This is a genomic window from Pseudobdellovibrionaceae bacterium (genome assembly GCA_019637875.1).
Classification (GTDB): domain Bacteria; phylum Bdellovibrionota; class Bdellovibrionia; order Bdellovibrionales; family Bdellovibrionaceae; genus JAHBUW01.
Genome location: JAHBUW010000004.1, coordinates 200,062 through 225,938, shown reverse-complemented (window position 1 = coordinate 225,938; position 25,877 = coordinate 200,062). Strand labels below are relative to the sequence as shown.

The 25,877-nt window shown below is 60.0% G+C and carries 24 protein-coding genes; 11 read left to right on the top strand and 13 right to left on the bottom strand.

All coding sequences use genetic code 11. From position 1 onward, the window contains the following. Nucleotides 1-54 precede the first annotated feature (54 nt). The 3 genes from KF767_07590 to KF767_07580 form a co-directional block, all read right to left on the bottom strand. Nucleotides 55-2,022, bottom strand: a complete 1,968-nt coding sequence (locus KF767_07590; GenBank protein MBX3017733.1) for a hypothetical protein — start codon at nucleotides 2,020-2,022, stop codon at nucleotides 55-57. Between the two features lie 42 nt (nucleotides 2,023-2,064). Further along, nucleotides 2,065-3,477 (bottom strand): ABC-F family ATP-binding cassette domain-containing protein, encoded by a 1,413-nt coding sequence (locus KF767_07585; GenBank protein ID MBX3017732.1) that lies wholly within the window; start codon nucleotides 3,475-3,477, stop codon nucleotides 2,065-2,067. A gap of 152 nt (nucleotides 3,478-3,629) precedes the next feature. Next, nucleotides 3,630-4,064: a hypothetical protein gene (locus KF767_07580; protein ID MBX3017731.1), complete on the bottom strand. Its 435-nt coding sequence runs from the start codon at nucleotides 4,062-4,064 to the stop codon at nucleotides 3,630-3,632. Between the two features lie 82 nt (nucleotides 4,065-4,146). Here KF767_07580 and KF767_07575 point away from each other — a divergent pair, with 82 nt between their 5' ends. Then, the gene (locus tag KF767_07575) at nucleotides 4,147-5,793 is read left to right on the top strand and encodes an ABC-F family ATP-binding cassette domain-containing protein (protein ID MBX3017730.1); all 1,647 of its coding nucleotides are present in this window, start codon (nucleotides 4,147-4,149) and stop codon (nucleotides 5,791-5,793) included. Between the two features lie 53 nt (nucleotides 5,794-5,846). Here the strand turns inward: KF767_07575 and KF767_07570 are convergent, their stop codons facing one another. Further along, nucleotides 5,847-6,899 (bottom strand): branched-chain amino acid aminotransferase, encoded by a 1,053-nt coding sequence (locus KF767_07570; GenBank protein MBX3017729.1) that lies wholly within the window; start codon nucleotides 6,897-6,899, stop codon nucleotides 5,847-5,849. A 290-nt stretch (nucleotides 6,900-7,189) separates the two neighbouring features. On the opposite strand from KF767_07570, the gene KF767_07565 reads away from it, so the two are divergent. Continuing rightward, nucleotides 7,190-7,654 carry a PilZ domain-containing protein gene (locus tag KF767_07565; GenBank protein MBX3017728.1) on the top strand — a complete coding sequence of 155 codons (465 nt, stop codon included), beginning with the start codon at nucleotides 7,190-7,192 and terminating at the stop codon, nucleotides 7,652-7,654. Nucleotides 7,655-7,656: 2 nt separating this feature from the next. Here KF767_07565 and KF767_07560 read toward each other — a convergent pair whose 3' ends face one another. Together KF767_07560 and KF767_07555 are read right to left on the bottom strand one after the other, a co-directional pair. Next, complete coding sequence (locus KF767_07560; protein MBX3017727.1) at nucleotides 7,657-8,802, bottom strand: PQQ-dependent sugar dehydrogenase; 1,146 nt, start codon at nucleotides 8,800-8,802, stop codon at nucleotides 7,657-7,659. A gap of 41 nt (nucleotides 8,803-8,843) precedes the next feature. After that, a complete protein-coding gene (locus tag KF767_07555; protein ID MBX3017726.1) occupies nucleotides 8,844-9,335 on the bottom strand; it encodes a hypothetical protein in 492 nt (163 codons plus the stop codon). Between the two features lie 264 nt (nucleotides 9,336-9,599). On the opposite strand from KF767_07555, the gene KF767_07550 reads away from it, so the two are divergent. The 3 genes from KF767_07550 to KF767_07540 all read left to right on the top strand — a co-directional run bounded on the left by KF767_07550 (nucleotide 9,600) and on the right by KF767_07540 (nucleotide 11,667). Then, nucleotides 9,600-9,863, top strand: a complete 264-nt coding sequence (locus tag KF767_07550) for a hypothetical protein (GenBank protein ID MBX3017725.1) — start codon at nucleotides 9,600-9,602, stop codon at nucleotides 9,861-9,863. A 75-nt stretch (nucleotides 9,864-9,938) separates the two neighbouring features. Then, nucleotides 9,939-11,120 (top strand): hypothetical protein, encoded by a 1,182-nt coding sequence (locus tag KF767_07545; protein ID MBX3017724.1) that lies wholly within the window; start codon nucleotides 9,939-9,941, stop codon nucleotides 11,118-11,120. Between the two features lie 10 nt (nucleotides 11,121-11,130). After that, nucleotides 11,131-11,667 carry a hypothetical protein gene (locus KF767_07540; protein ID MBX3017723.1) on the top strand — a complete coding sequence of 179 codons (537 nt, stop codon included), beginning with the start codon at nucleotides 11,131-11,133 and terminating at the stop codon, nucleotides 11,665-11,667. A 207-nt stretch (nucleotides 11,668-11,874) separates the two neighbouring features. On the opposite strand, the gene KF767_07535 is transcribed toward KF767_07540, so the two are convergent. The 4 genes from KF767_07535 to KF767_07520 are packed head-to-tail and all read right to left on the bottom strand — an operon-like array spanning nucleotide 11,875 to nucleotide 16,358. Then, nucleotides 11,875-13,038, bottom strand: a complete 1,164-nt coding sequence (locus tag KF767_07535) for a cytochrome c (GenBank protein MBX3017722.1) — start codon at nucleotides 13,036-13,038, stop codon at nucleotides 11,875-11,877. Between the two features lie 36 nt (nucleotides 13,039-13,074). Continuing rightward, on the bottom strand, nucleotides 13,075-14,487 hold the full coding sequence (locus KF767_07530; protein ID MBX3017721.1) for a hypothetical protein: 1,413 nt from the start codon (nucleotides 14,485-14,487) through the stop codon (nucleotides 13,075-13,077). Between the two features lie 45 nt (nucleotides 14,488-14,532). Next, nucleotides 14,533-15,162, bottom strand: a complete 630-nt coding sequence (locus tag KF767_07525) for a hypothetical protein (protein ID MBX3017720.1) — start codon at nucleotides 15,160-15,162, stop codon at nucleotides 14,533-14,535. After that, nucleotides 15,159-16,358, bottom strand: coding sequence for a hypothetical protein (locus tag KF767_07520; protein ID MBX3017719.1), 1,200 nt, complete (start codon nucleotides 16,356-16,358; stop codon nucleotides 15,159-15,161). Before KF767_07520 ends, KF767_07525 begins: the two co-directional genes overlap by 4 nt. A 498-nt stretch (nucleotides 16,359-16,856) precedes the next feature. On the opposite strand from KF767_07520, the gene KF767_07515 reads away from it, so the two are divergent. Further along, complete coding sequence (locus KF767_07515; protein ID MBX3017718.1) at nucleotides 16,857-17,345, top strand: hypothetical protein; 489 nt, start codon at nucleotides 16,857-16,859, stop codon at nucleotides 17,343-17,345. A gap of 170 nt (nucleotides 17,346-17,515) precedes the next feature. Here the strand turns inward: KF767_07515 and KF767_07510 are convergent, their stop codons facing one another. After that, on the bottom strand, nucleotides 17,516-19,189 hold the full coding sequence (locus KF767_07510) for a protease (GenBank protein MBX3017717.1): 1,674 nt from the start codon (nucleotides 19,187-19,189) through the stop codon (nucleotides 17,516-17,518). 17 nt (nucleotides 19,190-19,206) lie between these two features. Next, nucleotides 19,207-19,632, bottom strand: coding sequence for a hypothetical protein (locus KF767_07505; protein MBX3017716.1), 426 nt, complete (start codon nucleotides 19,630-19,632; stop codon nucleotides 19,207-19,209). A gap of 193 nt (nucleotides 19,633-19,825) precedes the next feature. On the opposite strand from KF767_07505, the gene KF767_07500 reads away from it, so the two are divergent. Beyond that, nucleotides 19,826-20,257, top strand: a complete 432-nt coding sequence (locus tag KF767_07500) for a VOC family protein (protein ID MBX3017715.1) — start codon at nucleotides 19,826-19,828, stop codon at nucleotides 20,255-20,257. On the opposite strand, the gene KF767_07495 is transcribed toward KF767_07500, so the two are convergent. Further along, on the bottom strand, nucleotides 20,254-21,816 hold the full coding sequence (locus KF767_07495; protein MBX3017714.1) for a hypothetical protein: 1,563 nt from the start codon (nucleotides 21,814-21,816) through the stop codon (nucleotides 20,254-20,256). The genes KF767_07500 and KF767_07495 overlap by 4 nt on opposite strands. A gap of 100 nt (nucleotides 21,817-21,916) precedes the next feature. Between KF767_07495 and gstA the strand changes: the two genes are divergently transcribed. From gstA to KF767_07475, 4 genes are all read left to right on the top strand, one after another. Continuing rightward, a complete protein-coding gene (gstA, locus tag KF767_07490) occupies nucleotides 21,917-22,525 on the top strand; it encodes a glutathione transferase GstA (GenBank protein ID MBX3017713.1) in 609 nt (202 codons plus the stop codon). After that, nucleotides 22,525-23,220 carry an RluA family pseudouridine synthase gene (locus tag KF767_07485; GenBank protein MBX3017712.1) on the top strand — a complete coding sequence of 232 codons (696 nt, stop codon included), beginning with the start codon at nucleotides 22,525-22,527 and terminating at the stop codon, nucleotides 23,218-23,220. Before gstA ends, KF767_07485 begins: the two co-directional genes overlap by 1 nt. 64 nt (nucleotides 23,221-23,284) lie before the next feature. Further along, nucleotides 23,285-24,943 (top strand): trypsin-like serine protease, encoded by a 1,659-nt coding sequence (locus KF767_07480; GenBank protein ID MBX3017711.1) that lies wholly within the window; start codon nucleotides 23,285-23,287, stop codon nucleotides 24,941-24,943. A 121-nt stretch (nucleotides 24,944-25,064) separates the two neighbouring features. Beyond that, nucleotides 25,065-25,874, top strand: a complete 810-nt coding sequence (locus KF767_07475; protein ID MBX3017710.1) for a hypothetical protein — start codon at nucleotides 25,065-25,067, stop codon at nucleotides 25,872-25,874. Nucleotides 25,875-25,877 lie beyond the last annotated feature (3 nt).

Here is a 25,877-nt window from a genome sequence, read left to right as displayed (position 1 = left end):
CCACTGGGAAAGTTGTCGCGAATTCTCAATCCAAGACGGACTCTGAAGGGACTCTTAGGAGTCGCGTTTCTCGGGAACGACCAAAAGCCACGGCTTCGTCAGCACGAGCCCCAGGCTCCAACGGATCAGGCTCAAAAACGTACGGACGCGCACGCCGCTCGAAGAGGCCGCCAGCAAGAAGGCGATGCTGAAGCTCACGCCCACGTTCAACAGACCGATCAAGCCGATTCCCGAAAGCGCCCGCGCGTAGGCTCCCCATCCCAATCCCTCCGACCACAGGTGCGGCAGCGCCGAAAAGAAAGCGCCTGTCGACAGCGTGACGTGACGAACCTCCAACGGCAGGCCGAGGAAAGCGAGGACTTGGGGTAAGAGCCCCAGCATGAATCCGAGCGAAACGTTCGCGGCGATGGCATTCGCTTTGTCGCGCAAAACGCCCGCGAAGAAAAGTCGCCCGCGACCGAAATAGCGAACGCTCGCGAGGTTATTCTCGAGACGTTCCGGTAAGCGGTGCAAGACGACCCAGTTTTCGAACCAGCCCCCGACCAGACTCGCCGAGAAAAGCAGAAAGCCCGTGAAGATGGCCCATAGCGCGGTCGGCCCGAAAATATCCGTCGACCACAAAGTGTAGAGGGCTTTTTCTTTCGACATGGTCGGCGCGCCCGCGATGACACTGAGCCACGAAACCGAAAGACAGAGCGGGATCACGAAGCTGACGTTTCCGAGAACCGCGATGAACTGCGTGCGCAAAAGCGCGATGATCGCCTTGCGGGCTTCGCCGAGCGACAGCTTCAGTTTCGCCGCAAGGTAAGGCGCGGTCGCGCTGGGCTGTTTGGTCGCCAGCGTGAAGCCGCTGAACTGAATCGCCAAGAAGCTGACCGCGTAATTCGTGCTGTCGATGAAACCTTGGATGAAGCCGGGGGCATGAAGTTTACTGAGCAGCAGCTTCATGAAAACGGTCAGCGACGTGACCGCCCCGCCGCCCGCGGCGGACAAAAACATGTGCCGGAACTGCTTCCAATCGTAGGTGACGTAGTGCTCGCCCACCTCACCCTGCCGTTGGACGATCCGCTGCGAAAGCAAGCTGAGGTTTTCGCGCATGAACGTCTGAAAGCTGCGGCTCTGGTGCAGATCCGAAATCAGGCCCGCGATGAAAGCGCGGATCTTACGATCGCGCACGTTGGCTTCCAGCAGAAGTTCGATGACGATCTCCAGACGATCCAGCCAGCGACGGCGCTGTTTGAGAAGGTACACCTGATCGACGCTGATGCCGTACTCGGTGAAGCGGTCGCTTGAACGCGCGATCCGTTCGCGGCAGCGCTCGAGCAGTTCGCGAAAGTCCGCGGTCTTGATCGCGGGATCGCCGGACGCCAAGCCGTTCCCGTCCACATCCGCCGCCACGCGATCGGTCCAACGCACCAATTGCTTTTCGGGCCATTTATCGAGCGCCTCTAAACGTCCCGACTCTTGCGCCGAGAAAAGCAGCGCCGAGTGCAACGTCTGCGTCGCCAAAATCTGGGCGGTCTGACGAAGCTCGCTATCCAAGTGACGGATGAGTTCCACGTCGTCCGCGAAAAGCGCCACGACCCGTTTCAGCACGTCCTCGTCGACGGCGGTCACGAGCAGGCTGTCCTCTTCTTGCGGAAAGATCTCGCGCAGGAAGCTGGGTAAATCTTGATCGAAGGGCGCTTGGGGCAGAATTTTTTCCTGAAACCGCTGCAAAAGATCCTGCAAGAAGCTGGGATGGGCCGACAGGCCCGCGCGCGCAAACAGCGCGACCCCGGACATGTCCCGCACGGCGAGCGAGAGCGTCGTGACGAAGCTCTTTCTCCAGGTCGGGTTTTGCTCCAGCAGCTTCAACAAAAACTTCAGGCGGACGGACATCGTCCGTTCCCAAGCGACCTTTTCCTCGCCGCGACGGGCGGGGTGCTTCAACCATGTAAAGACATTAACCAGCCATTCAACGCGTTCGGTGAAGTCGTTGGACTTCGGCGGGTGGGCGAGCAGAAAATCAAGTTGCACCATCCGTCGCAGTCTATCGGCCCGGCGGAACCCGGGCAACGGGATTTAGTCCCCCAAAATCACTTGGTCGCTCAGATCCAGACTCTCGGCGAAGCCCCGATCGTGGCTAATGACCACGAGCGTGCCGCGATAGGCGAGCAGGACCTCGGCCAACCACTCTTGCGTCTCCAGATCCAAATGGTTCGCGGGCTCATCCAAAAGCAGAAGCTCCGGCTTTGCGGGCCGCAGAAAAATCCGGGCGTAACCCGCCCGCACCTTTTCGCCTCCGCTGAGATGGCGCCAAGGCTCCCCCGCCTTCCCGATCGGAAATTGGAAACGCGCAAGCTCATTGAGAATGTCTTGATCCGTGCCCGGGAGCTCCTCCCGCAAAAGATCGAAAAGCGGACGCTCCGGATCTGCGGGTCCCGGCGGCAGCTGCTCAATGGCCGCGGTTCGCGCCGCGCGGTTCTCGATCCGGCCCGTCAGCGAAAGACCGGGCGGCGGTATTTCACCGTTCAGCGCACGCAGAAGCGTCGTCTTGCCCCGACCGTTCGGCCCGCGGATCCACAAACGATCCCCCGTCATGAGCCGCACCGAAAGTGGGGACTTCCACGCCGGCGCGCCGTCTTTCATCAGCCTCACCTCATCCAAGACGACGAGCTCGCGCGGACGGAAGTTTTCGTCGACCTCCCAAGCGAAATAGGGCTTGCGATCGATGTCCCGACCGTCGATCGCGGCCCGCAGCTCTTGCGCGCCGTCGTGAACCCGCTCGTCCGAGCGTTTTTTCATTTTCGCGCTCGTCGTCTCGGCCTTACGTTTCATCGCGCCGAGCAGAATGCGCGGCATCCCCCCCTTCGCGGCGATCCGGTCCCCGCGACGATTGCGTTTGTCCTGTTTGTCACCTTCGGTCCGGCGACGCTCACGTTCGCGAGCGTCCGCGCTTTTCGCATCCTCCAAACGGCGGACTTTCCGCTCTCGCTCGAGTCGCGTTTGCGCAAGGTAAGCGTCGTAACCGCCGGGGAAAAACCGCGGGGTCGTTCCGTCAAGCCACCACAAGCCGTCCACCTGTGCGAGCAACTCACGGTCATGGGTCGCGATGAGCACGCCCACGGGCAACTCGAAAAGACGTTTCTGAAAGAGCCGTCGGTGCTTTTCGTCGAGGTGATTCGTCGGCTCGTCGAGCAAAAGTACGGCGGGTTCTTGACGGAGCGCTTTTTCCAATCGGTCCATCATCCATTCGCCGCCACTGCGATCGAGCGCGGCGCCCGGATCTTGCGGCAGGTAAAGCACTTCCCCCGTACGGCGGATTTCGCCCGCGGTGGCCTCGAGCTCACCGGCCAGCACGCGCAGGAGCGTCGACTTACCGCCCCCGTTCGGCCCCATGATCGCCCATTTCTGGGTGCCCAGCTGCAAAGTCAAATTTTGAAAGATGAGATGGCCGTCCGGCCACTCAAAGGCCAAGGCCTTCGCGGATAACATAGAAATCTCGTTTCCCGGTCGCACGCGAAGCACGCGCGACCGAAGTTCATTCGCGGTCGTCGCGCTTGAGGCGACGACAGAGTTCTGGAATTGGAATGAGGTGAACGAGATTAGTTCCGCATAGAATGAAGGCGGGGCCTTCGAGAATCAATTTAACCGAGCGAGGCCGTTTTGTCCAGCTCGCGAAAAGACTCACTGGACTGGCTCAAGAGCGCGCGGATTTGAGACACATCGCCCAGATCTTTCGCGGCGAGATCGCCGCCAAAAAGCGCGTGCCGCTCTCGGTGCGCGAGCTTTTCCAGCGAGAACGCGATGATGATTTGAAAGACGAGTCCCAACCACGAGGCCATCGAACAGAATAGCCCCAGGAACATCAGGGTGCGAATCTGTGACGGCGGGCGCTCTCCATCCAAGGCGACAACGCCATCCCGTGAATTTGAAAAGCGCAGCCCCAGCGGGGCCAGATTCCGCTGCACCTGCCGCATCCGCGGACTGCCTTCAATACGCCACTCCCGAAGAATAAGGACGGCGGCCAAGATCCAATTTGTGAGAAGGCCTGCAACATAGGCGGCGGCGAGTTCGGGCATGCCCGAAAATCCCCCTGGACCGCCCAAAAGGCAAGCGAAGCCCTTGCCTTGGCGCACCCTTCAATGGGACAACCTTTGCACTATGGTTCATCTCTCCGGCGTCACCAAACAATTTGGTCCTCGTATTCTTTATCGCAAAGCCCAGATGCAAATTAACGAGGGCGAAAAAATCGGCCTCGTCGGCCCGAACGGTGCCGGGAAAACGACCATCTTCCGCTTGATCACCGGCGAAGATTCGCCCGACGAAGGAACCGTTTCCAAACCCGATCGTTTGAAGATCGGTTACTTCTCGCAAAACATCGCCGAGATGGGCGGCCGCACCGCTTTGCAAGAGGTCATGAGCGCCGTCGGCGACTTCGGTAAACTCCAAGCCCGCATCAAAGAGATCGAAGCGCGCCTGGCCGACCCCGATCTCGGCGAAGACGAAATGACCAAAATCCTAGAGGAATACGGCGAGCTGCAAAGCGAGTTCGACCGCATCGGCGGCTATTCGCTAGAGTCGCGTGCGGCGGAAATTCTGACGGGACTCGGGATCGGGCCCGAAGACTACAATCGCCCCACCGAACATTTTTCGGGCGGATGGAAGATGCGGATCGCGCTGGCGAAAATTCTGGCGCTGCAGCCCGATCTGCTTTTGATGGACGAGCCGACGAACCATTTGGATATCGAAAGCATCATCTGGCTCGAGGAATGGCTGCGCCAATTTCCCGGCGCGCTCGTCATGACCTCCCACGATCGCGACTTCATGAACCGTTTGGTCTCGAAGATCGTCGAAGTGAACCACAAGACGCTCACCACCTACGGCGGCGACTACGATTTCTACGAACGCGAGCGCAAGATCCGTCACGAGCAGCTGATCGCCTCGGCGAAACGCCAAGAGGACATGCTCGCAAAGGAGAATGAGTTCATCGCCCGCTTCGCGGCCCGCGCTTCGCACGCGGCACAAGTGCAGTCGCGCGTGAAGAAACTCGAAAAGATCGAGATCATCGAAGTCCCGCCCGAAGAAAAGGAAATCCAGTTCCAGTGGCCCGAGCCCCCACGCGGCGGCGACGAGGTCGTGAAGTTCGAAGGCTTACAGAAAACGTGGACGACGCCCGAAGGCCGCGAAAAGCTCGTCTTCAAGGACGCCAGCGCCCTCGTGCGCCGTTTGGACCGCGTCGCCGTCGTCGGTATCAACGGCGCCGGGAAGTCGACCCTCATGAAGGTCCTGACGGGTCAGACCCAACCCACCACGGGCAAATACCAGATCGGTCCGTCCATTCAGCTGGGCTACTTCAGCCAAAGCTCCATGGACATCCTGAATCCCGCGAACACGCTGCTCGACGAGCTGCAATCGCACTTCCCGCACCAGAACGTGGGCTACTTAAGAAACCTTCTCGGCGCGATGAAGTTCTCGGGCGAGGATCACGACAAAAAAATCTCGATCCTGTCGGGCGGCGAAAAAAGCCGCGTGGTGCTCGCCACACTGCTCGCCAATCCGCTGAACTTCTTGGTTTTGGATGAGCCGACGAACCACTTGGATATCCAGTCACGCGACGTGCTTCTGGATGCGCTCAAAAGCTTCCCGGGCACCGTCATGATGGTCAGCCACGATCGCCACTTCCTGCGCGAACTGACGACCCGGGTCTTCGAGCTGCACAAAAACTCGCTCCAAGTCTTCGACGGCACGTGGGACTACTACGTCGAAAAACGCGGCGACATCTTCAAACGCGAAGCCCCGAAGATTTAGGGTACCACGTACCGCACGCGGTACATGGTACCGCCTGCGGTACGTGGTACCTTTTAGATCTCTTGCAGCCAGCCGAAGGTGTCGGGAGCCTCGCCGTATTGGATCGAGGTGATGCGCTCATAGAGGCGCTTCGCGGTGGGGCCGAAGCCTTTGGGGAGCTCCCAGACTTCGTCTGCGGAGGCCAGGCATTCGACCGGAGTCACGACCGCGGCCGTGCCGGTGCCGAAGACCTCTTCGAGCTGTCCCGCTTTCCAGGCCGCGCGAATTTCGTCTAAAGACACCGCGCGCTCTTCCACCGCCAGACCGTCCGCGCGCAGGAGTTCCAAACAAGCGCGGCGCGTGCCACCCTCGAGGATCGAACCGTTCAGCGCCGGAGTCAGCACCTTGCCCGCAAGTTTGAAGAAGACGTTCATCGTGCCGACCTCTTCCACGAACTTGTGGGTGACATCGGTCCACAGGACCTGCGCGTAGCCGCGGTCTTTCGCGCGCAAAGCCGCGCGCAGCGAGGCCGCGTAATTCGCGCCCGCTTTGGTCGCGCCGAGGCCACCGGGCGCCGCACGCAGATCTTCTTTTTCGATCCAGATGCGCACCGACTCGGAGCCCTCTTTGTAGTAGCGACCCACGGGCGACAAGATCACGAAGAAGATCGCCTTGCGCGAAGGGCGCACGCCCAGGAAGCCTTCGGTGCCGATCAAGGTCGGACGCACGTACATCGACGTGCCGCGCGCCTTGGGCATCCAGTCGGCATCGGCGCGCAGGAGCGCCTTCATCCCTTCCACGACGAGATCTTTCGGAGGTTGGGGCAAACAAAGGCGCTCGGCCCCACTGCGCAATCGATCGGCGTTGAAGTCCGGGCGGAACACTTTAATGCCCCCCGCTTTCTGCGGGAAGGCCTTCACGCCTTCGAACAGCGCTTGGCCGTAGTGCAAGACACTCGCGGCGGGATCCATCTGGAAAGGCGCATAGGGCACGACTTTCCCGGCATCCCAGCCTTTGCCTTCTTCATATTCGGCAACGAACATGTGATCGGTGAAATATTGGCCAAAGCCCAACTTGTCGTCGGTCGGCCGCGTCTTGGGCGTGGAGGTCTTTTGCACGGAAATCACCCTTTGACCTATAGTCGTTTTGCCCTCGCTTGGCCAGCCTTTCACAAAAAATATTGTCGAACTCTCGACGATGAAAACTCTGTAGTCACGAGTGAGGACAGCCCCCTGAAATTGCGCGAGTTTCCTCTTCAGAGTGAGACACGAACCTCACCAAATTAAGACACTCGCTCCGCGCGGCGCAGGCGTTAATCGTTTACGAAGCGTGGCTTTCATATTGCTTTAGATCTTCCTCAGCGAAGGGGGACTCGCTACCCTCCTTCTTTGTTCTTTCACCGGGGGGGGGTCTATACGTGCCGAAGTTTCCGACGGACATTGAGGATGATGAAATCACCGAAATCACCCAGGTTGGGGAGCCTGAGAGGATTGAACTGGATGCGCTCGACGATGAGGGGACGGCGATCAACTTCCGACCCGCAACGGATCGACGACGTCACCCCCGTTTTGACGCGCAAGTCACCACGGTGGTCTACTCCGCCAACTCGAGTTTTCGCACTAAAACGGAAAACATCTCGGAGGGAGGCCTTCGCCTGACCGATCGCCTTCCCCAAGAATTTCAATACGTGGGCCTTGAAGTCCTGATGATCGAAGAAAAAGAAGAAGGACCTTTCGAGTACTATATGTTCAAGGCGAAAGCGGTCGGCAATCACGACGAGGGTCACCGCCTGCAATTCACCTGGGTGCCCGCGCAAACGCTGACCCCTTACCGTGAGTTCCTCAGTCGCCTCGAGCGCAACGGCATCGCGACCGCCGCTTAGAATCAGTTCTTCGGAAGGGGCTGAATCCGCGCCAAGCGCCCCTCATCGGTTCCGAAATAGATTTCGCCTTTCGGCCCCGCACGTACGCTGCGGAAGCGCCAGGCTTTGTCTTTCAACCACGTCTCTTCCTCGGTGATCTGTTCGCCTTTCAGGGTCAGACGGCGCAGATGCTGACCGCTCAGATTGCCGAGGATGAGATGGCCTTTCCATGCGGGGAAGGCCTCGCCCGCGTAAAACGCCAGGCCCGACGGAGAGATCGACGGCACCCAATACTTCACGGGCTGCACGGTACCGGCCTTCGAAGTTTCACCGATCTTCGGTCCGTAGTACTCACGTCCGTAAGTGGCGTCCGGCCAACCGTAGTTCGCGCCGGCGACGATGAGGTTGATCTCATCGCCCCCGCGCGGGCCCATTTCGGAAAGCCACAGTCGGCCCGTCACGGGGTCAATGGCGAGGCCTTGGGGGCTACGATGCCCCGAGGAATAGATCTCGGGACGGGCGTCCTTGCGATTCAGAAACGGATTTCCCGCGGCGGGCTTGCCGTCCAAATCCACGCGCAGGATTTTTCCGTTGTGATGCGCGAGATCCTGCACGCGGGGACGCTCGTTGCGGTCCCCGATGGTGAACCACACCTTGTCTTTGCCGTCGAACTCGATGCGCGAGCCGAAGTGGATATCCTCGTCGGTCCAGGCTTCGCTGACGACGAGTTTTTTGAAATTCCGAAGCTCGGCGCCCCGCAACTCCGCGCGCGCCAGCACGGTGGTCGCCTCGCCTTTCGCGCGGCCCTCGACATAGGTGAAAAAGACGAGCGCGTTTTTGTCGAAGTCCGGATGCACGCGCACATCGAGAAGCCCACCCTGGCCGCCCGTGCGGATCGTCGGCAAGCCCTTCACCTCTTCCAACTTGTGCGAAGACGCGCGATAAATCTTCATGCGCCCGGGGCGCTCGGTGAGGACGATGTCCCCGCCGGGAAGAAAATCAAAACCCCAAATGACGTCGAGGCCCTTCACCAAAGACTCCAGCTGCACCTCGCCGGCGGAGGTTTTGAACGTCTCGAGCTCACGCACAACCTGCGGAGCCGCGAACGCGAAAGAGCCCGTCACGGTGGACGTAAGGATCAGCAGAAATTTGAAAATGGAGTTTTTCATGCGCCCAAAGTAACGACGGCGCGGGCGCGGGCCAAGCGGAATCAATTCCGACGGGACTTTTCGGACACGCGTTTCGCGTCCGCCACGGTGCGACCCGCGGTTTTCGCTTTCGGCTTGACCGCTGATTTCGCGGGCGCCTCGACGCGTTTTTTGGCGACCGGTTTCACCGGTCGCGCGGCGGGCATGGCGATCGTTTTGGGACGTGCGGCCACGGGGACCGCGACGACTTGGCGTTCATTCGTATTCGCACGCATACGCTCCGCCACAGGGCGAACGGGCACGGGACGAACCGCGACCGGCGTCGGCAACGATTGCGGCTCGCGGGTGGCCATACGGGCGCGGTATTCGGTTTTCACTTCCGCAAGCCCCGCGACGGGCTCGATCGCTACCGGTCCCGAGATCCACGCGACGAGCATATAAACGACGACGCTGATGCTCACGAAGATCGCGAACGTATCCAACTTCAGAAGCGTGGCGCGCAAGAATGCGGGCCAGAAATCTTCGTTCGTTTGGAAGGTTCTTACGTTCAACATGCGTCGTCTCCTGTCACAATTCCTTTACAAGTTTGGTGCCGAACCCCAGTTAAAACGCATTGGCTTTCGCGAAATTTTCGTCTCAGAGTGATGCCTTTGGTGTCGACTCGCCTCGGACACTGGCCTGCAAATCGACGGGCCAGAATGAAACACCCATGACGAGGCGCAGCCCGACCTTGTGACCGTTGTCGACCCACGGCATTGGCATACACTGGGGCTACAGTCACGTGACCCCATTTCGGGGATCACACTCAAGGAGACAACATGAAGAAGCTGGGGATTGCTGCGGCTATTCTCGCGAGTTTCGTGATGATGGCCGGTGCGCACGCCGACCACCACGAAGGCAAAGGCAAGGCGAAAGCTCACAAAGCGAAAGCCCACAAAGGCGCGAAGGCTCACACCAAGAAGGCCAAAGGCAAAAAAGCCGAAAAGGCCGCGCCGAAAACCGAGTCGATCGAGTCCCACGAGGACTTGGGCGGCGAGATGCCTCCGGTCACCGAAGAAGGTGACTCGGGAATGGGCGAGTAATCGGCACCGACGGGATTCGCGAGAATCCCGTTTTTCTTTTTGACCCGGCCCTTGGTCCTAATGTCGAATGACCCGGTGAAAGTCCCAACGAAGAATCTCATCGGCTTTCTCTTCGGAGTCTCGCTCTTCTTGGCGGGAAAGCCCGCCCACGCTTACCCGAACTTTATCGGCTACGGCTATTCGAGCTGTCTGACCTGCCACACGAACGGTCTGGGCGGCGGCCCCATCAACGACTACGGACGCGGTCTTTGGGCGGCCGAAATCTCGTCGCGGGCACTCTACCCCAAAAGCGTGAAGCTGGATCGCATTTCGGAGCTGTCGGGCTTCGCGGGCAATCCCGAAAACCTGCCGTGGTGGATCCGTCCGCACGCGAAGTATCGCGGCATCTTGGTCCAACGAAATCCGGGCTCGGGCAACGCCCAACAAAAGTACTACCACATGCAGATCGATTTCGGCGGCACCGCCTACTTCGATCGCGACCAGAAATACAGCTTCACCTACACGGCGGGCTACATTCCGAACGCCGAGACCTCGCAAAAAAACAGCGTGAACCGTTTTCTGCCGCGCGAGTATTTCGCGCGCGTGCAGATCGGCGAGCCGTTCTGGCTTTACCTCGGTAAACTGGACAAAGCCTACGGCATCCGCAACCTTGACCACACGTCGTTCCAGCGTCTGCCCCAAGAGCTGAATCAGAACACGCAGTCCCACGGTGTGATCGCGCATTACGTCCAAGAAAACTACGAGATCGCCGGCAACGTCTTCGTCGGCGATCAGGCCTCGTTGAACCCCAAGGGCGAACAAAAGGGATTTTCGCTGTGGAGTGAATACGATTTCGCGCCGCGAATGCGCGGCGGTTTTTCATTCCTGCGTTCGAACAACGATCTCGAGAAGTCGATCATGCTGGCGGGCGTGCATTGGCGACAGGCCCTCGCGAAGGGTTCGGCCATCATGTTCGAATACGGCCTCACGCAAAAGATCGACAAGTCCCTCGGCACGTCCGGTAACGGCAGCTACACGTTCGTCGAAAGCTACGTCGAGATGTCGCGCGGCTACAACCTGCTCGTCAATCTTGAGCGCTACAACGGCGATACCGCGGCCAACACGCCGGAACAGTGGAAGACCGGCATCGGCCTCCTGATGTTCCCGATCAATCGCCTGGAGTTCCGCGTGAACGCATGGCACATGCGTCAGGTCTCAAGCGAAGAAGCCTCTCCCGACAACTGGTCGCTACAAGGACAGCTGCGTGTTTCGCTTTAACCTTCTCCTCTTGACGACCCTGTTGCTCTGCAACCCCGCCTACGCGGACGATCACCTCGTCAACTTCTCGTACTGGAACTGGGGCGAAGCCTTCCAGATGAAAAAAGACGACCTCGTTCAAGATTCGAACTCAAACTTCTCGGCGCTGGGGTTGGAGTATGAGTACTCTTCGGGCCTGAAGAGCCGCGGCTGGAACGCGGCGGCGGCGCTGCTGCTCGGGCAAGCCACCGGCGGCGATGCGAACGGCAATATCATCTACATCGCGAGCTACCAGCGCTTCTTCGGCGCGGCCGCGAAGGTGAACTGGTTCTGGCGCGTGGAGCGCAGGGTCTATCTGGAGGCCGGGCCGCTTCTGCTTTTCCGTAGCTTTCAGTGGCCCAGCTCGGCCGACGGCATCAGCGCCGACTCGGGCAGCACGGTGAACTTCGGGGCCTCGTTGAACCTCAGGATTCGGATGAACCGCCGACTCGATTTCTGCCAAAGTTTGGGCACGCTGCTCAGCAAAGGCGGCACGATGTGGAGCGCGGGACTCGGCTACCGCTTCTAGTTTGAAACTGGCCCCTTTGTGTGCGCATTCCAAATCTGAGGAGCTTCCGCAAGGCCTTTTCTTTCGGTCAGTTGGGGCCTCCGCAGCGCCTGGATGGCGTAAGACCCTGCGGCGAGGCCAGGAGGGCCGTGCCCCAAGTGAGCGAAAGAAAAGGCCTTGCGGAAGCGCTCCGAATGTTGGACGCGCACACAAAGGGGCCAGTTTCTTCTAGTTTTGCGGCGTGCCCGAGGCGCGCCAAACGTCGATGACTCCCCGTGAACGTTGATCCAGAATTCCCGCCGGTGGCATGGGCCGGGTGCCGTCGTTCATCCGGTCACGGATATTTTGCGCGGAGGCCTGGGCCGAAGCGTAGTCTTGCAAGTTCAAGGAGCCCGCCGCCGAGCCCGCATTGTGGCAACCCACGCATGAGCGTTGAAAAACGTTTTCGGTGCCGGTCGCGGCGGTCAATTCCGCAAAACTCACACGCGTCGGCAGACCCAATCCCGGATCCACCGGCTCGGGCGTCACGGGCTCAACCGGAACGAACTCATCAACGCTCGAAACACCCTCAATCTTCACCGTGAACAGCGTATTGGTATCGAAAGTTCCCGGGAGCTGCGGCGTACTGCCGCCGACTTCCAAAGGCACCTCGGTCGTCCCCTGCACCACGGTATCCAGATAGTTGTACGCCGAGATCAGATCATTGGGTTCGTTATCCAAATGAATTTTCAGCGACTTCACTTTCACGTCGGATTGTCCCGAGTGCAGCGTCATCATCGGCCGACGGACTTGCAGCCCCGCGACCGCCCCCGCCGCCATGTAAGCGCGAATTTGAATCTTGAAGAAGGCCCGCAGGACCGCGCCCCGTTTACTCGGAACCGCGAGCTCGTCGACCTTCCACTCCAGCGTTTGCCAACCCGAATCGACGCCGCCGTCGTGCGCGGGAAGTGCCGGCAGATTTTTATTCGCGAGCATGAAATCGACCCCGATATCCGAGACCCGGCACTGCTGGTAGGTGGCCAAGGCCGTCGTGAACTCAGGCTTAAAGGCGTCGATCTCGGGTTGGAAGGCGATCGAGTTCGAGTTTGAGCCGTGCGCCGTGACCGCCTGACCGTCGATGGTTTGTATCGAACGCGACATGAATCCGCGGTACGCCGAACCCACGTCGGGACTCGCGAAAGAGTTCGAGTGGCACTGCGCGCAGTGTTTGGAAAGAAACGGATGGTAGGTTTCGCTGAAGGTCTTACGCAAACGTGAATCGCACATCGCGTTGCCCAGGGTGCTGGAATCCATGAGGAGCGAATCGTTGATCCGTCCGCAATTGCCGTAAGCGAGCGCGAGCACCGCGATCACCAAGGCCATGAATAGTCCGCGCGAATTCCCTTTTAACACCGCACTCCCCCGAGTGATCCGAACTGACCTGATCGCTTACTTAATCTTGGTGACGTCGTCGTACTGCGCCGTCGTGAAACGTCCGGGCGCAACGCTTTCGAAACGTGAGGTCTGTCCCGCGAAGCTCATGTAGTTCGCGAAGGCCGCGACCGCCGCGAGCTCGGCATTGTTGCCGATCAGGTGCGCGCCGTCCGCGGTCTGGCCGTCGGTGAACCCACCGAGCTGCGTTCCCGTCGACGCATGCAGCGCCGCCGGATCAAAAGCCAAAACGTAATTGCAACCGGCATCGCCACGATCCGTAACCCAGGCTTCACCGCCCGTACCCGAATCCACCGAGCCCGCCGAGCCGTCGCTCGCAACGTAGATAAACACTTTGCGATTTTTCAACGCCGCGGTCTGCAGGATGCGCCCAACGACGATTCCCGCCTCGCGGTCCAATCGGTCGCCCGTCGTCCGCGTGGCGTCGTGATAGTCATACCCGCCCAACGACAGCGTACCGCAGCCGGCGTTGCCGTCTAAAACGTTATGCGCGATCGCGCCGAAGATCGCGAGGTTTTGGGGCGTGATGATCGTCGCCCCCGCCACGCCCGGATCGGCCGTCCACAGGCTATTGATATCGGTGGGCGTATCGATACCGCCCGCGGTCCCCGAATTGAGTTCGACGTTTTTAATACCCGCGCACTCGACGACGTCTTTGATCTGCGCGCCGCTCGAAGTCGCCATCAATCGGCGGGCCTGCGCTTCGGAAAGATTTTTGATCAAGTTCGCGAGCTTCGCTTTTTGCGCGCCGGTCAGGCTGGCGCCCATGGCCCCCGCGTAACCCAAGCTATTGCGAATATCCTCCAGGCGCGCCACGCTCAAAGGCGCGGGAGGGCTCAGCACCGCCGGCGAGTGACGGAAGCCATTCACGTTGCGATCCAAGTGCGCGAGGTAGGTTCCCACCAGCCCCGCCTTCGTGACGAGACCTTCGATCGCCATGCGGTTCGCGGCGGTGTCGTCTTGCGATTTCGCGCAGATTCCCAAAAAATTGACTTTATCACGCGTGCCTTGCGCCGCCGCGGCGTTCACGCCCGACAGAAACTGACTTGCGTTGTAAAACTTCGCCCCGTTGAATCCCGTGACGATGGCGGGCGCGCTTCCCATTCCCATTTTCGAATACGAAGCCAGCTTCCCGCCGTCGATTCGGTGGGGCATGAAATTTCCCGAAAGCGCGGCGCCGCCCGCCAAGTTGATGACGAAAACGGCGGGCATCCCGCCTTCCGGCGCGGGGCACTTGTCGATCGCGGTCTCGGCGTGGGCTTTGGATCCCAGCAGAAGACTCATCCATTGCGGGGCCGAAACCGCCGCCGCGAACGGAATGATTCCCGACGCCAGAAAATCACGGCGCGTGACGGGACGTGCGTGTCCGGTCGCGGCCCATTGCGGAATTTGCTTTTTCGGCTTTTTCACGAGAACCACCCATTCCTAAGACAGTTGATCGATTAAAGGCTCACCTCAAAGACTCAAAGACTCGTAGCTGGCCAGCATCGCCGTACACACGCCCAGCATCAGCGCGCGTGTCCGCTGCGGTTGCGCGGCTTCACCGGCGCTCAGGCCTTCCAGAAAGCCGGCGCGAAATTCTTTGAAAAGCGCGAGCTCTTCCGCCGAGGCCTCGCGACCCCAGATTTTTTGGGCCAGATTGCGAAGCGCAACATCGTATTCGGCGTCGGTCAGCTGCGACATATTTTTCGAAAAATCGATTCCCGGATACAGACGACGTTGGGCCGAGGCCGCGCCCACTTCCTTATCCAAAGTTCGGTCACAGAACCGGCTTCCCAGATTCGCGGCCGCCATCATGATCGGCGCCGAAATCGAAACGACTTTGTAGTTGGTCGCGAGGGCCGTGCGCGCGTTGTTGTTCCACTCGGTCAAGATCGCTCCGTCCGCGGCAACGCCCGTCACTTCGGACATACTCGCCAGAACCTGATCGGCGGAAAGCAGGCTTTCGTTGACGGAAACCTTAAACAAATCGACGTCATTGCGCAGACCCGTGCTGGAAAGATCCAGCTGTTCGAAGGCGGGACCGCAGCCCGTCAAACCCAATGAAAACACCAGCGCCAAAACGAGATATTTTTGTTTTCTCATTGATTGCACTCCGGCGAAATGGCGACTTGCGCGAAGAGTTCCTGCATATTGTAAACGCTCTTCTCAAAAAGAGTCGCGTAGGCCTGGAAGTATCCGGGGTTCGACGCGATCTGCGTTTCCTTCCGGCAGACCGCCTCGAACACGCGTTTCACCATACACTGGGAGAAACGCTCCGAGTTCGCGACCAGATTACCGAAACTTTTCACGTCGAAACCTTTATCGACCACCGCAGCGGAAGTGCCCCGCCAACCGAACAACGCTGCGTTCGCCGGAGCCCGCGCGAAATTCACCCACTGTGAGCTGCTCGTGACGTGCCCCGTGGGGTAGGTCGTGTTGTTGTGATTCATTTTCTTCGAAATGCCTCCGACGAACCGATCGAAGCGGCTGTCGGTGTGCGTGCTCGAGTGAATGATGAAGCCTTCCGGAGTCCAATCCCAGCGCGCGAAAGCGCCGCGGAATCCGTCCATTCCCGTGTGACAGCCTTTGCACGTCGTCAGGTAACGTCCGGGATCGCCCCCGGGCATACGGTCGATGTCGCGACCCACACGCGCGTCGCTCGATCCCGTGTCCGACCACTCGGCCATGTCGACGCACATGAAGACCTTCATGGTGTACTCGACCGGACGACGATTGGTTCCGGCGATGGCGTGCGCGCCCAGAAACGCGCGCGACGTCAGAACACCGGCGGGATCCGGATTGGCCACGTTGCCGCCGCCGCTTTCGGCCGCCAAAAGCTGGCCGTTCACGCGGGTGAGGACCGAGGCCAGATTGATCCGACGTTGGCCGGCGGCATCGTCCAGCTGCTCGTAGTGCGCGTTACTGCGGGTCACGTCTTGCGATGCGACCACGCCCGCAGCCGCGGCGTAGTGAAAGTTCCCGGTCAACAAGAGACGCGCATCCAGGCCGTCCTTCACGACGCCGATATAAGACGCCGCGAAGTCGTTCAGCTTCTGCGCGATCGTCAGCTCACGCGTCGACAGCTTCAGCGCCATCTGTTTCACGGTGATGTTGTAGAAGTTCGGGTGCTGAAGCGCGATCCGCGCGGCCCCCAACCGATCTCCCTGCGCGAGCTTCTCTTCCATTTGCACCAGGAGCGGATGATCCCCAGGGATCTTACTGCCTGAAATCCGTTCCAGGAGCTTCTTGGACTCTTGAGCCAGCGCCGGGGTCGATGCGAACGCGAGAAGCGCCGGCATCGCAAGGACAATAGTATTCAACCGAAGCAAACCATGCATCGTTCATCCCCCCTGGACGTGAGTGGTTGAAGAGCAACGCCGATGCCACTCCTCGATTCCGAAGTGTCTCGAAATCGCCCTGCCGCCTCCGCTTAAAAACGCCGCCGCGTCTCAAGAGCCCCGCGTCCCAGAACGAGATGTCGATCTCTGAAATAGCGTCTAAAGGATCATGGGATTTTCGCGTCTCACCCGCGGACCCAATTGCATTTTAAGACAGGCTTCGTTTCATCCGGATCCGGTCGTGTCGCATTCCAAAGCGTCTCGGCCCCATTTGCGCCCTGGTGGACCTGGCTCCCACCAATCTTTGGTCAGGCGTCAGGACACGATGCGGCGAAAGGGTCATGCGTCTTTCATTTTTTCGCCGCCGATTCTTCACCAAGCTCAAGCCGTGACAAAGACTTTCACAATTGATATTCGCCGCCTGACTCCAAAACTCTTCCCCACAAAGGATTCCAAACCATGCTGCAAAAATTCGCGGTCTCGGTCTCGGCGATGTTGATGATGGCTCTTCCCGCTTTCGCTTCGGTCGAAGGCACCTACCAAATCCAAGGCCTGGCTTGCCGGTACAACCAAGAAGTCATCCCGAACTGCGAGGTCGGCGAGACTTTGAACGTCGTGAAAGAAGCCAGCGGCGACTACCGCGTGCAGGAAGTCAGCAAGGGCAAAGTGACCCGCTCGTGGTTCGTCAGCGAGCGCTCGATCTCGGAGCCCAACTTCGTGCTGACCACTCTTTTGAAAGTCAGCGACGTCAGCCTCGAGTACAGCGAGGACCGCGTGACCTACTTCCCCGGCGATTCGCGCCGCCAGTTCTACCAAACCCGTCTGGTGCTGCGTGAAACGGCCCCCGGCAAATACCTGTTCACCGTGCGCCAATCGCAAGTGCGCGAAAGCGTCGCGGAGCTGACCGGTGGCGGCGTCAGCGAACTCAGCTACTCGCTGATCAAGTAAGCGCGCCTCTCGAAATTCCAGAACACCCGACGGGGATGAGGCGACTCATCCCCGTTTCTTTTTCCCACGCTCCGTTTTCAGTTCCCGGAAACGAAAAAGCCCGCCTTTTAAGGGGCGGGCTCAGGGTCTGTGCGTGGGATCCGTCCCGGGTTGAGGGGGACGGCTTGTTGCTACTGAAGGAGGAAGGCGCGGAAACTCGAATCTTCGTTACAGAGGCTGGTGCCGCGCGGGCGCTGGATCACTTCGACGGATTGGCTCATGGAAGGATCCCACTCGCCGCGATTTTTCAAGAGGTAGCCGCGGTTCCCCACCCAGAGCGCCTGCTGGGGAGCGTTCACGGCCAGGCCCGGACGCAGGCTCGACAGCTCGCGCGCGACCAGGATCTTGGGTCCCAAGGGCGTCTCCACCCAACGTCCACCCGTTTTCAGAACTTGATCGATCTCGCGGATGCCCGTGGTCTTCTCGACCGCTTGCAAACAGCCCGGAGGCGTCATGAGTCCCAGCGACTCCCAGCCCCAGGCGGCCTCGCCCACCGGCGAAGCACTTCCCGAAGCCCGGCGCAGGAACTCTTCGCGGTCCATGGAGCGCTCTTCGTATTTCAAAAGGATCGCCCCCGCCGCGACGATGGCCGCCGCGTTGGAACTTCCGCGGAACTCTTTACCGAGCTTCTCCATCGCCGAGGAGCGCACGGTCAGCTCGGGCTTCATCAGCTGCATGGACACCGACGAGCGAACCGCGTCCGCGCCGCCCACGGTGATGACCGCGGGGTGATCGGCGGGATTCTGCAGCGACTCGGTTACCGAGCCCGACGGCAGCGACACCGAATCGCCATCGACGAGGATCCGCAGACGGTCGTCCGCGGTCCAGTCGGTTTGCAGCGAGCGCACGCGGATGTAGTAGTCGCCCTTTTTCAAGTTCGCCGCGATGGTTTCGCGCGGGTATTTCGATTCGCCCGCCCCGGCCTCACCGGGAACGTCGACCTGTTTCAACCGCGAAACCTGCACGGTCTTGAGTTTGTCGTCGAAAAGTCCCAGATCCAGATCTTTCGTCGTGCCCTTAGTCGAGTCGTCCTGGAAGGCATTCCAAGTCAAGGTGATCTTGACCAGGCATTCGCTTTCGCCCCGGGGCGGCTCGCAAACGACCTTGAGCGCGTTGTTCTCGTCGGGAAGTTCGACGAGGTTCTTCTCGCCGACTTCGATTCCCGAATCGTAAGCGCGGCCGTTGAAGTTCCCGCTCGCGTTGATCCAAAGGGCGCCGGCATCGGTCGCCTTGGTCACTTCGGCATTGATGAAGCCGCGACCGTCACCGTTTCCGCCGAGCTCCCAGACTTCGGCGTACAGCACGATGTCGATCTTTTCGTCGACGATGGTTTGCACCGCCGCTTTGAAGTTCGAGAAACCCGCGACGTTGATCAGGTAAAGATCGAAGGGAATGTTCACGTAATCGGGACGGTTCCACTCGGCACCGACCACGAGCGACGTCATGATTTCGGCCATGAGCGTTCCGTGCGGACTCGCGTTCATCGCCTTGATGGGACCTTGAATGTAGCGAGTGCGTTTGGGCAGGCTGACTCCGCGACGGGATTCCCAATCGCGGAAGCCTTTATCCAGCACGGCGACGCGCAGTCGCCGGGATTTCGCCTCCGTGCCCCAGAGATAACCCTGGATGCGGGCACGGGCGGCTTCGAAGCCCAACTCGTTTCGCAGAAGATCCAGCGAATTCGGGTTGAGCTTCATTTGAGGTTCCGGAGCAGGTTCCGCTTGCGCGGCGAACATGGTCAGTGCGACGAGCCCACCCGCGATAAAGCGGCGGCCGGCGGACACAACGTAATGTGAACCTGTCATAGAACCTCGTTTCGCACTTATCTCCACCAACCGTTACGGCGGTAAGAGTAAGAGCTGCTGTAGTAGTAGTAATAGCAGTTTTGATATTGGTAGCTGTAGTACGGCTGATACGACTGACCGTAGTAGTAGTACGACGGATAGTACTGTTGGTATTGGTTGTAGCCATTGTAGCAGTACGGGCAGTACCAGTACCAGCTCGATGCGCCGGCTTCACGATCCAGCTCCGAGAGAGCGACGTTTTCGTTCGCCATCGCGACGAAACGGCCTTCTTGAGCGAGCTTCGCGGCTTCCGCCTTCGAGGTGATCTCTTTGTTCAGAACGAGTTTTTCCGCGGCGCCAGTTTGCGGATTGTAACGAACGATAACGGGCTGATCGAGTTTCGCAGCCATGACCGACGATGCAGCCAGCATCGCGAGTCCAAGAACCATCATTTTCAGTTTCATGAGTCTCTCCCCCTTGGGATTGAAGGTTGTGGTGGCGTTCGCCTACCACGAAGGGCGCATATTGACCAAGCGCAATAGAAGTTCACGATTCCAGAGCTGTTTAAACTGCAGGACGCTTTTGTAGAAAGTACCCGTTTTAAGGATTTACGCCCCGGCAGACTCGTTGCAGCCTTCTTGGAGCCCAGGAGGCCCCATGGAAACCAACGAACTGCACCGCGGACGGCTCATCGATCATATCCAATTTGTCGTGAAGGATTTCGGCGCGAGCTACCGCTTTTATAGCGCCGTTTTCAAAGCGCTCGGGATTCCCGAAGGCGGCAAACAGGATGGCTTCGCGTGGTGGGACGAGTTCGTCATCACGAGCGCCGAGAGCGAAGCCGCTCAAGGAAAACTCACCGGGCGAACGCACCTGGCTTTTCAGGCAGCGGACAAAAAAATGGTCGACCTTTTTTACCACACGGCCTTGGAGGTCGGCGGACGCGACAACGGAAAACCCGGCGATCGCCAGCAGTACCATCCCGGTTACTACGCGGGCTTCGTGCTGGATCCCGACGGCAACAACGTCGAGGCCGTCTACCACGGCGAAGCGAAACGTTCCGCGACCTCGATCAAGATCACGTTCTAGTGCTCGTCAGCCGCGTCGCTTGGCCAGAAGCACTGGTAGATCCAGGTGGGCTTACGGCGCGTGTTGTACTTGGGATTAGAGCGGTAAAGCATCCGGTCGCCGATCGACTGGATGCGGTCGAGTTCGCCGCAATCGAGTCCCGCGGGAATGCCCGCGCGCCACTCCCGAAAGGCGGGAAGTTTTTCTTCGTTCGAGGTGACCACCAGAAGGCTCTGTCCGCGTTGGCGCAGGCGCTCAAGATCCTCGATCGCCGGCAGTCCCGGATGAATTTGGTATTCGACCGGGGCCACCACGAGGCGCTCGCGGAAGAAGCTTTTCTCGAGCAGACTTTCGTTATCCCAGATCAAAACCGAACCCGGTAGTCGTGCTGCGCCCGATAGCCGCGCCGCGCGCAGCAGCGGTTCGTATTCGCCGCTTTGTGAATTCGAGATCGTCGCCACGGCAAGTCCCGCGATCATGATCAAGCCGATGAACGGGCGGAAGAAAAACTTCTCGAACTTCGTGCCCCACGCCCGGGCCCACAAACGTCCCAGCAGCACCAGCGTGAGCGGCAGGATCGGGTACAGGAAGCGCTCTTCTTTGTGCGGGATCATGGAGTGAATCGCGGTGAAAAGCAGAATCAAAATCCAGACGACGCGCTCGAAGCGGATCGTCTTTTTCAGGCCGATGAAAAACGGCGCGCTGAACGGCAGGAAGAACATCAGCATGACGGTCGTCCACGTGTTGTACCAGGGCTGATTGCTCCACTCGATGGCGCCGTTTTTGTTCACGTTCAGATAGGCAAGGAGCGTCTCCAGAAACGTGCGTCCGAAAAGCAGATCTTTCCCGCCTTCGAGCAGCAGCGCAACAAGCCCGCCCGCCGCGAGCCAACCGAACTCACGGAATCGCCGCGTGGCGAGCAGGTAACCCGCCATACCGATCCCCAGGACACCGACCTGGTAGCGGTACAAACACGCGATCCCGAGAAGACTCGCCCCCACGAAAAAGCGCAGACGCGCGCGGCCCTTGTCCATGTGATCGAGCGATTCTTCCATCCACAAGACCGCGATCAGCACGAGCGTCGCCGCGATGACTTCGCCGAAGGCGCGCGTGACCGCGAAGGACAGGATGAAATGCACGCTCAAAAGATAAAGCGGCACAAGCCACAACCGGCGGCGTTCGGCCTCGAGCGGCGTCGGCGCCCCCAGGCGATCGGTCGTCAGCGCGAAGGAAGGGTTGCGCGCGAGGTAACCGCCGAAGCTCCAGATCCCCCACAATGAAAACACGCCCAGCGCCAGCATGATCACCCGGAAGATGTCGAAGCTGACCGTCAGACCGACGAGGCTCGCCAGTTTCGCGAAAGGGTAAAGCGTCCAGACCAGAAGCGGGCTACGCCACTCGGGAAGGTTCAAGGGAATCCCGCGCAGAAGCTCCCACGCCGGAATCAGTCCGTGGTCGTAGTCGTCGACGCTTTGGGGGCCGTAGTTGAAATACGCGGTCAAGGCCCGGAAGACGAAGGCCAGGCCGAGGGCAATCCAGAGGTGTTTACGAAGGAAGGCGAGGTTTTCTTGGGGTCGCATGGGTGACTTTCGTTTGTGCTTAGCCCCAAAAATAGTCAAGGACGGAGCCCCGTGCTACGAGAGGCTTCTGCCCTGACTTTCAACAATTTCGGAGGATTCCTTGAAACTCTACTTCTCGCCCGGCAGCTGCTCGCTCGCGTCCCGTATCGCCCTTCTCGAAGCCGGCATGAACGCCGAGTACGTGAGCGTCGATTTGCGCACGAAGCTCGACCAGACCGGCGCCGACTACACCAAAGTGAATCCGAAGGGCTACGTGCCGGCGCTCATGCTCCCGAACGGCCAAACGATGACCGAAGGGGTCGCGATCCTGCAGTGGGTGGCCGATCAAAACACCGCGAAGAACCTTCTGCCCGCGTGGGGCACCGCCGAACGTTACAAGGCCATCGAATGGTTCAACTACGTCGCGACCGAAGTTCACAAAAGCTACTCGCCCTTGTTCCGTCCCGGCCTCAGCGACGAACAAAAGGCGAATCAAGTCGGCGTCATTCAAAAACGCCTGCAGCTTTTGGAAACGCAAGTCGGCACCGCGGGCTACGTCCTGGGGAAAGACTACTCCTTCGTCGACACGTACTTATTCGTGATCTTGAGCTGGTCCCCGCGCGTGGGCGTGGATCTTGAGAAATTCCCGAACCTGCGCGGTTTCATGGAGCGTGTGCGGTCGCGGCCGGCGGTGGCGCAAGCCCTCGCCGCGGAATTCCCGAAGGCCTGATGCGCGAATTCGAAGCTCCCGAGATCATCTATCGCGACGAGGATCTGCTCGTCGTGAACAAACCCGCGGGACTTTTGTCGCAGCAGAGTCTCGACAAGCGTCGTCCGCACGTCGTCTCTTGGGTCGAGCGGCACCTGGGCGTGAAGGCCGCGCTTCATCACCGTCTGGACAAAGACACCTCGGGTGTTCTGGTGCTCGGGCTTTCAAAACGTGTGAACGCGAAGCTCACGGACCTTTTCCGCGATCACGAGATGAGGAAAACCTACTGGGCGCTCGCGAAGCCGCGCCCCGAGGACGCGCGCACGGAGTTTTCGGTTCTGAATCACGTCGCGCCCGTGCGTGACGCGAAGAAAAAACTTCTGCGTATGGTGGAGGTCCGTTCCGGCGGCTGGAAGGCCGAGACCGACTTTCGCGTCCTGGCCCGCGCGGAGGGCTTTGACTGGATCGAGGCGAAACCCAAGACCGGTCGCACGCACCAGATCCGCATCCACCTCGCCGGCGTGAAGCGCCCCATCTGGGGGGACTTTCTGTACGGCGGGAAGAATGAGGGCTACCCTCGACTCATGCTCCATGCGCGCGTGCTGGAATTCCCCCATCCGTTTTCGGGAGACACCCTTGAGCTCGTGGCGCCCGCCCCCGCCGACTTCCGCGCCTTCCTGGAGCGGGTGCCGAAATCGGTCACCCCCGAATCCTAGAGCGACGACGTATTCGAGTTGAGGCCCGCGCCCGGTGGCCGGGCTTTTGCCTTTCAGTCCCGCGATGTCGAACGTGAAATCGGGAACTTACGTCCAATACTTGCGCCGGCTCCTCGCGGGGTTGAGCCTCTCGATGCTGGTCGCCTGCCAGGGCGGCGAGGATCGCTCCGATTCGTGGCTGAATCCCGGCGCGACCGAGGGGCTGATCGGCGGGCAAACCACGCTCGCGGACGACCCCGGACGCAACTCCGTCGTCATGGTGTTGGGACCGCAAAAGAAAGGCACCGCTCAGGGCCAAGCGGATTTCAGCACCTGCACGGGCGTGCTTGTCGCGAAAAACGTGGTCCTGACGGCCGCGCACTGCTTGAAGCCGGTTCAGGATGAGGCCGACCTTTACCACGACGGCATCTACGCCGACCTCGGAAAAATCGCATTCGCGGCGGACCCGACGGTCGCGTTTCGCGTGAGCCGCATCCTCGTCCACGAGGAATTCGAAGGACAAAAATGGATGCAGGTGAAGGGCGGTTACATGCCCCGCGCACCGAAGGACCTGGCGCTCGCGCGCTTCGAGGGCGAAGCCCCCGCCGCGGCGGTCATCGCGAAGATCCCGCAGCTCGAGATCGCCAAAATCACCGCGCAGAAGTTCCACATCTACGGCTACGGGCTCACCTCGATGCTCGACGACGACCGCGCCGAACGCGACCGCGAAATCGCCTGGGGACGGGACTCGTTCATTCGTCGCACCCCGCTTCTGGGCATTCACCGCGACGCCCGCTTCGACACGAATTTCGAGTACGGCTTCATGATCGACCAGCGTGAGACCGGCGGGATCTGCTTCGGCGATTCGGGCGGCCCCGCGTTCATTCAATACGGCTCCGAGACGTATCTGGTCGCGATCCACTCGCACCGGACGGGCATTTACAAGGGCCTGCAAGGCGATAAACCCGTCGACGGGAAGGCCTCTTCGGACTGCCACTACTTCGCGGTGATGACCCGCACGGGAGGCTTCGCGCAGTGGATTCAGAAAGGGGTCAACACCCTTCAGGAAACGAGCTGCGAGAACGAACCCCTCTTCCGTCTGCGGGCGGCCGAACTTTTCGAGATCGACGAAAAGGGTATGAAGATCGTGGCGCATCCCAACCATGGCTACCGGATCGAGGGCGCACACATCGGCTCGGATCGTAAACTCGCTTTCGACGTTCGTTCGGATGCGGGCTGCCGGATCCCCTCGCATCAAGGTTACCTGCGCCGGGCCGAGGCGACGGACACCAACGCGAGCCTCCCCATCCGGAACGTCCTTTCCGCCGTGCGCGGGATCGTGAATCTCGAGGTCAATCACCTGCGCGACCGCATCCCGATGGGCCTGACTTTGATTCCGCAGACGCTGATCCTGAACCTCACGGGTCTTTACGGCTGGCATCCGCCCGAGGACGGCTGGATCTTCCAGTCGGTTATCCGTAACGCCGAAGGCACGCTCGTGGCGATCCCCTCGCGGGCCGCCCGGGGACGTACCTCCACCGAAGGGGGAAGCCACATCATGCAGGCGCTAGAGGTCGACTCTCCCGAGCTGAATCAGGCGATCACGCAGGCCATCTCGCGCGATCTGCGGGTCTTCTGGCTCGCCTATTCCCTTCCGGGGCAAGGCGGCTACAACCAGGAGATCTGGATCCGGGACCCGGTCCGCCACGAGCTCGTGATCCTGCGACAATCCGTGCGCCTGTGATCAAAAGTTCGCCGCCGATGGGGTCCCCGTTCCTCAATCTATTTTGATCTTCGTGGGCACGGTTCGTGAACAAGGACTCGCGGATTCAAAAATTAACTCCGAATCGTCGTCGGGAGGACGCGTGAAAAAATCAATGTTGGGCATGGCTTTGGTCATGAGCTTGTGCGGAGTCGCGCAAGCCGAACAAAAAGGGAACGTTCTGAACGTGCCGCTGGACTTCAACGGCATGATCGAAAGAATGGTCTCGGGCAAAGTCCGCCTGAAAGAGGGATCGCGTCTGATGCTGAACGAAGCGGTTCAGGCCCGTATCTATAAGACACTGGACGGCGCCGTCGACGGCGATCGCCGTTTGAATCTGTCGGCCGGTCAAGAGGTCGAAGTCCTCGAGATGTCGCGCGATGGGAAAGTCGCCCGCCTGGGGATCGACTCGGACAATTCGACGACCGCCGACGTTCTGGTTTCGGTGGAAGATCTCGAAGCGAAAAAACTGTCCATGGTCGAAACCGTGGAAGGTCTTGAAGACGACGAAGTCAGCACCGAAGACGAAGGTCTGTTCGCGGCTCGCCGTAAACGTGGTGGAATGACCTACTGCTACCGCGACGTGAAAAAGACGCTGCTCGCGAAGAAAAAATGCGGTCGTTACGCTTCGGGCGTGCGTGCCGAAGAAGGTTACGGCATCCTCGCACGTGAGTGCGGCATGAAGCAGGTCGGTAAAGTCAGCCCCGCTTCGCTCCCCGCGTACTCGGTCTGCGTTTCGGGTGGCGGTCGTCCTTGCGGCGGCGGCAAACAGTGCGGGCACATCGCGATCAAGTTGCCGAACGGCATGTGGTTCGGTGCGGGCACGCGCGGAACTCCCTACCTTCCGAACTCCTCGAAAAAAGGTTACAAGCCCCGCTACATCATCGGTTGCTTGAAACCCGCCGGCGCCTGATCG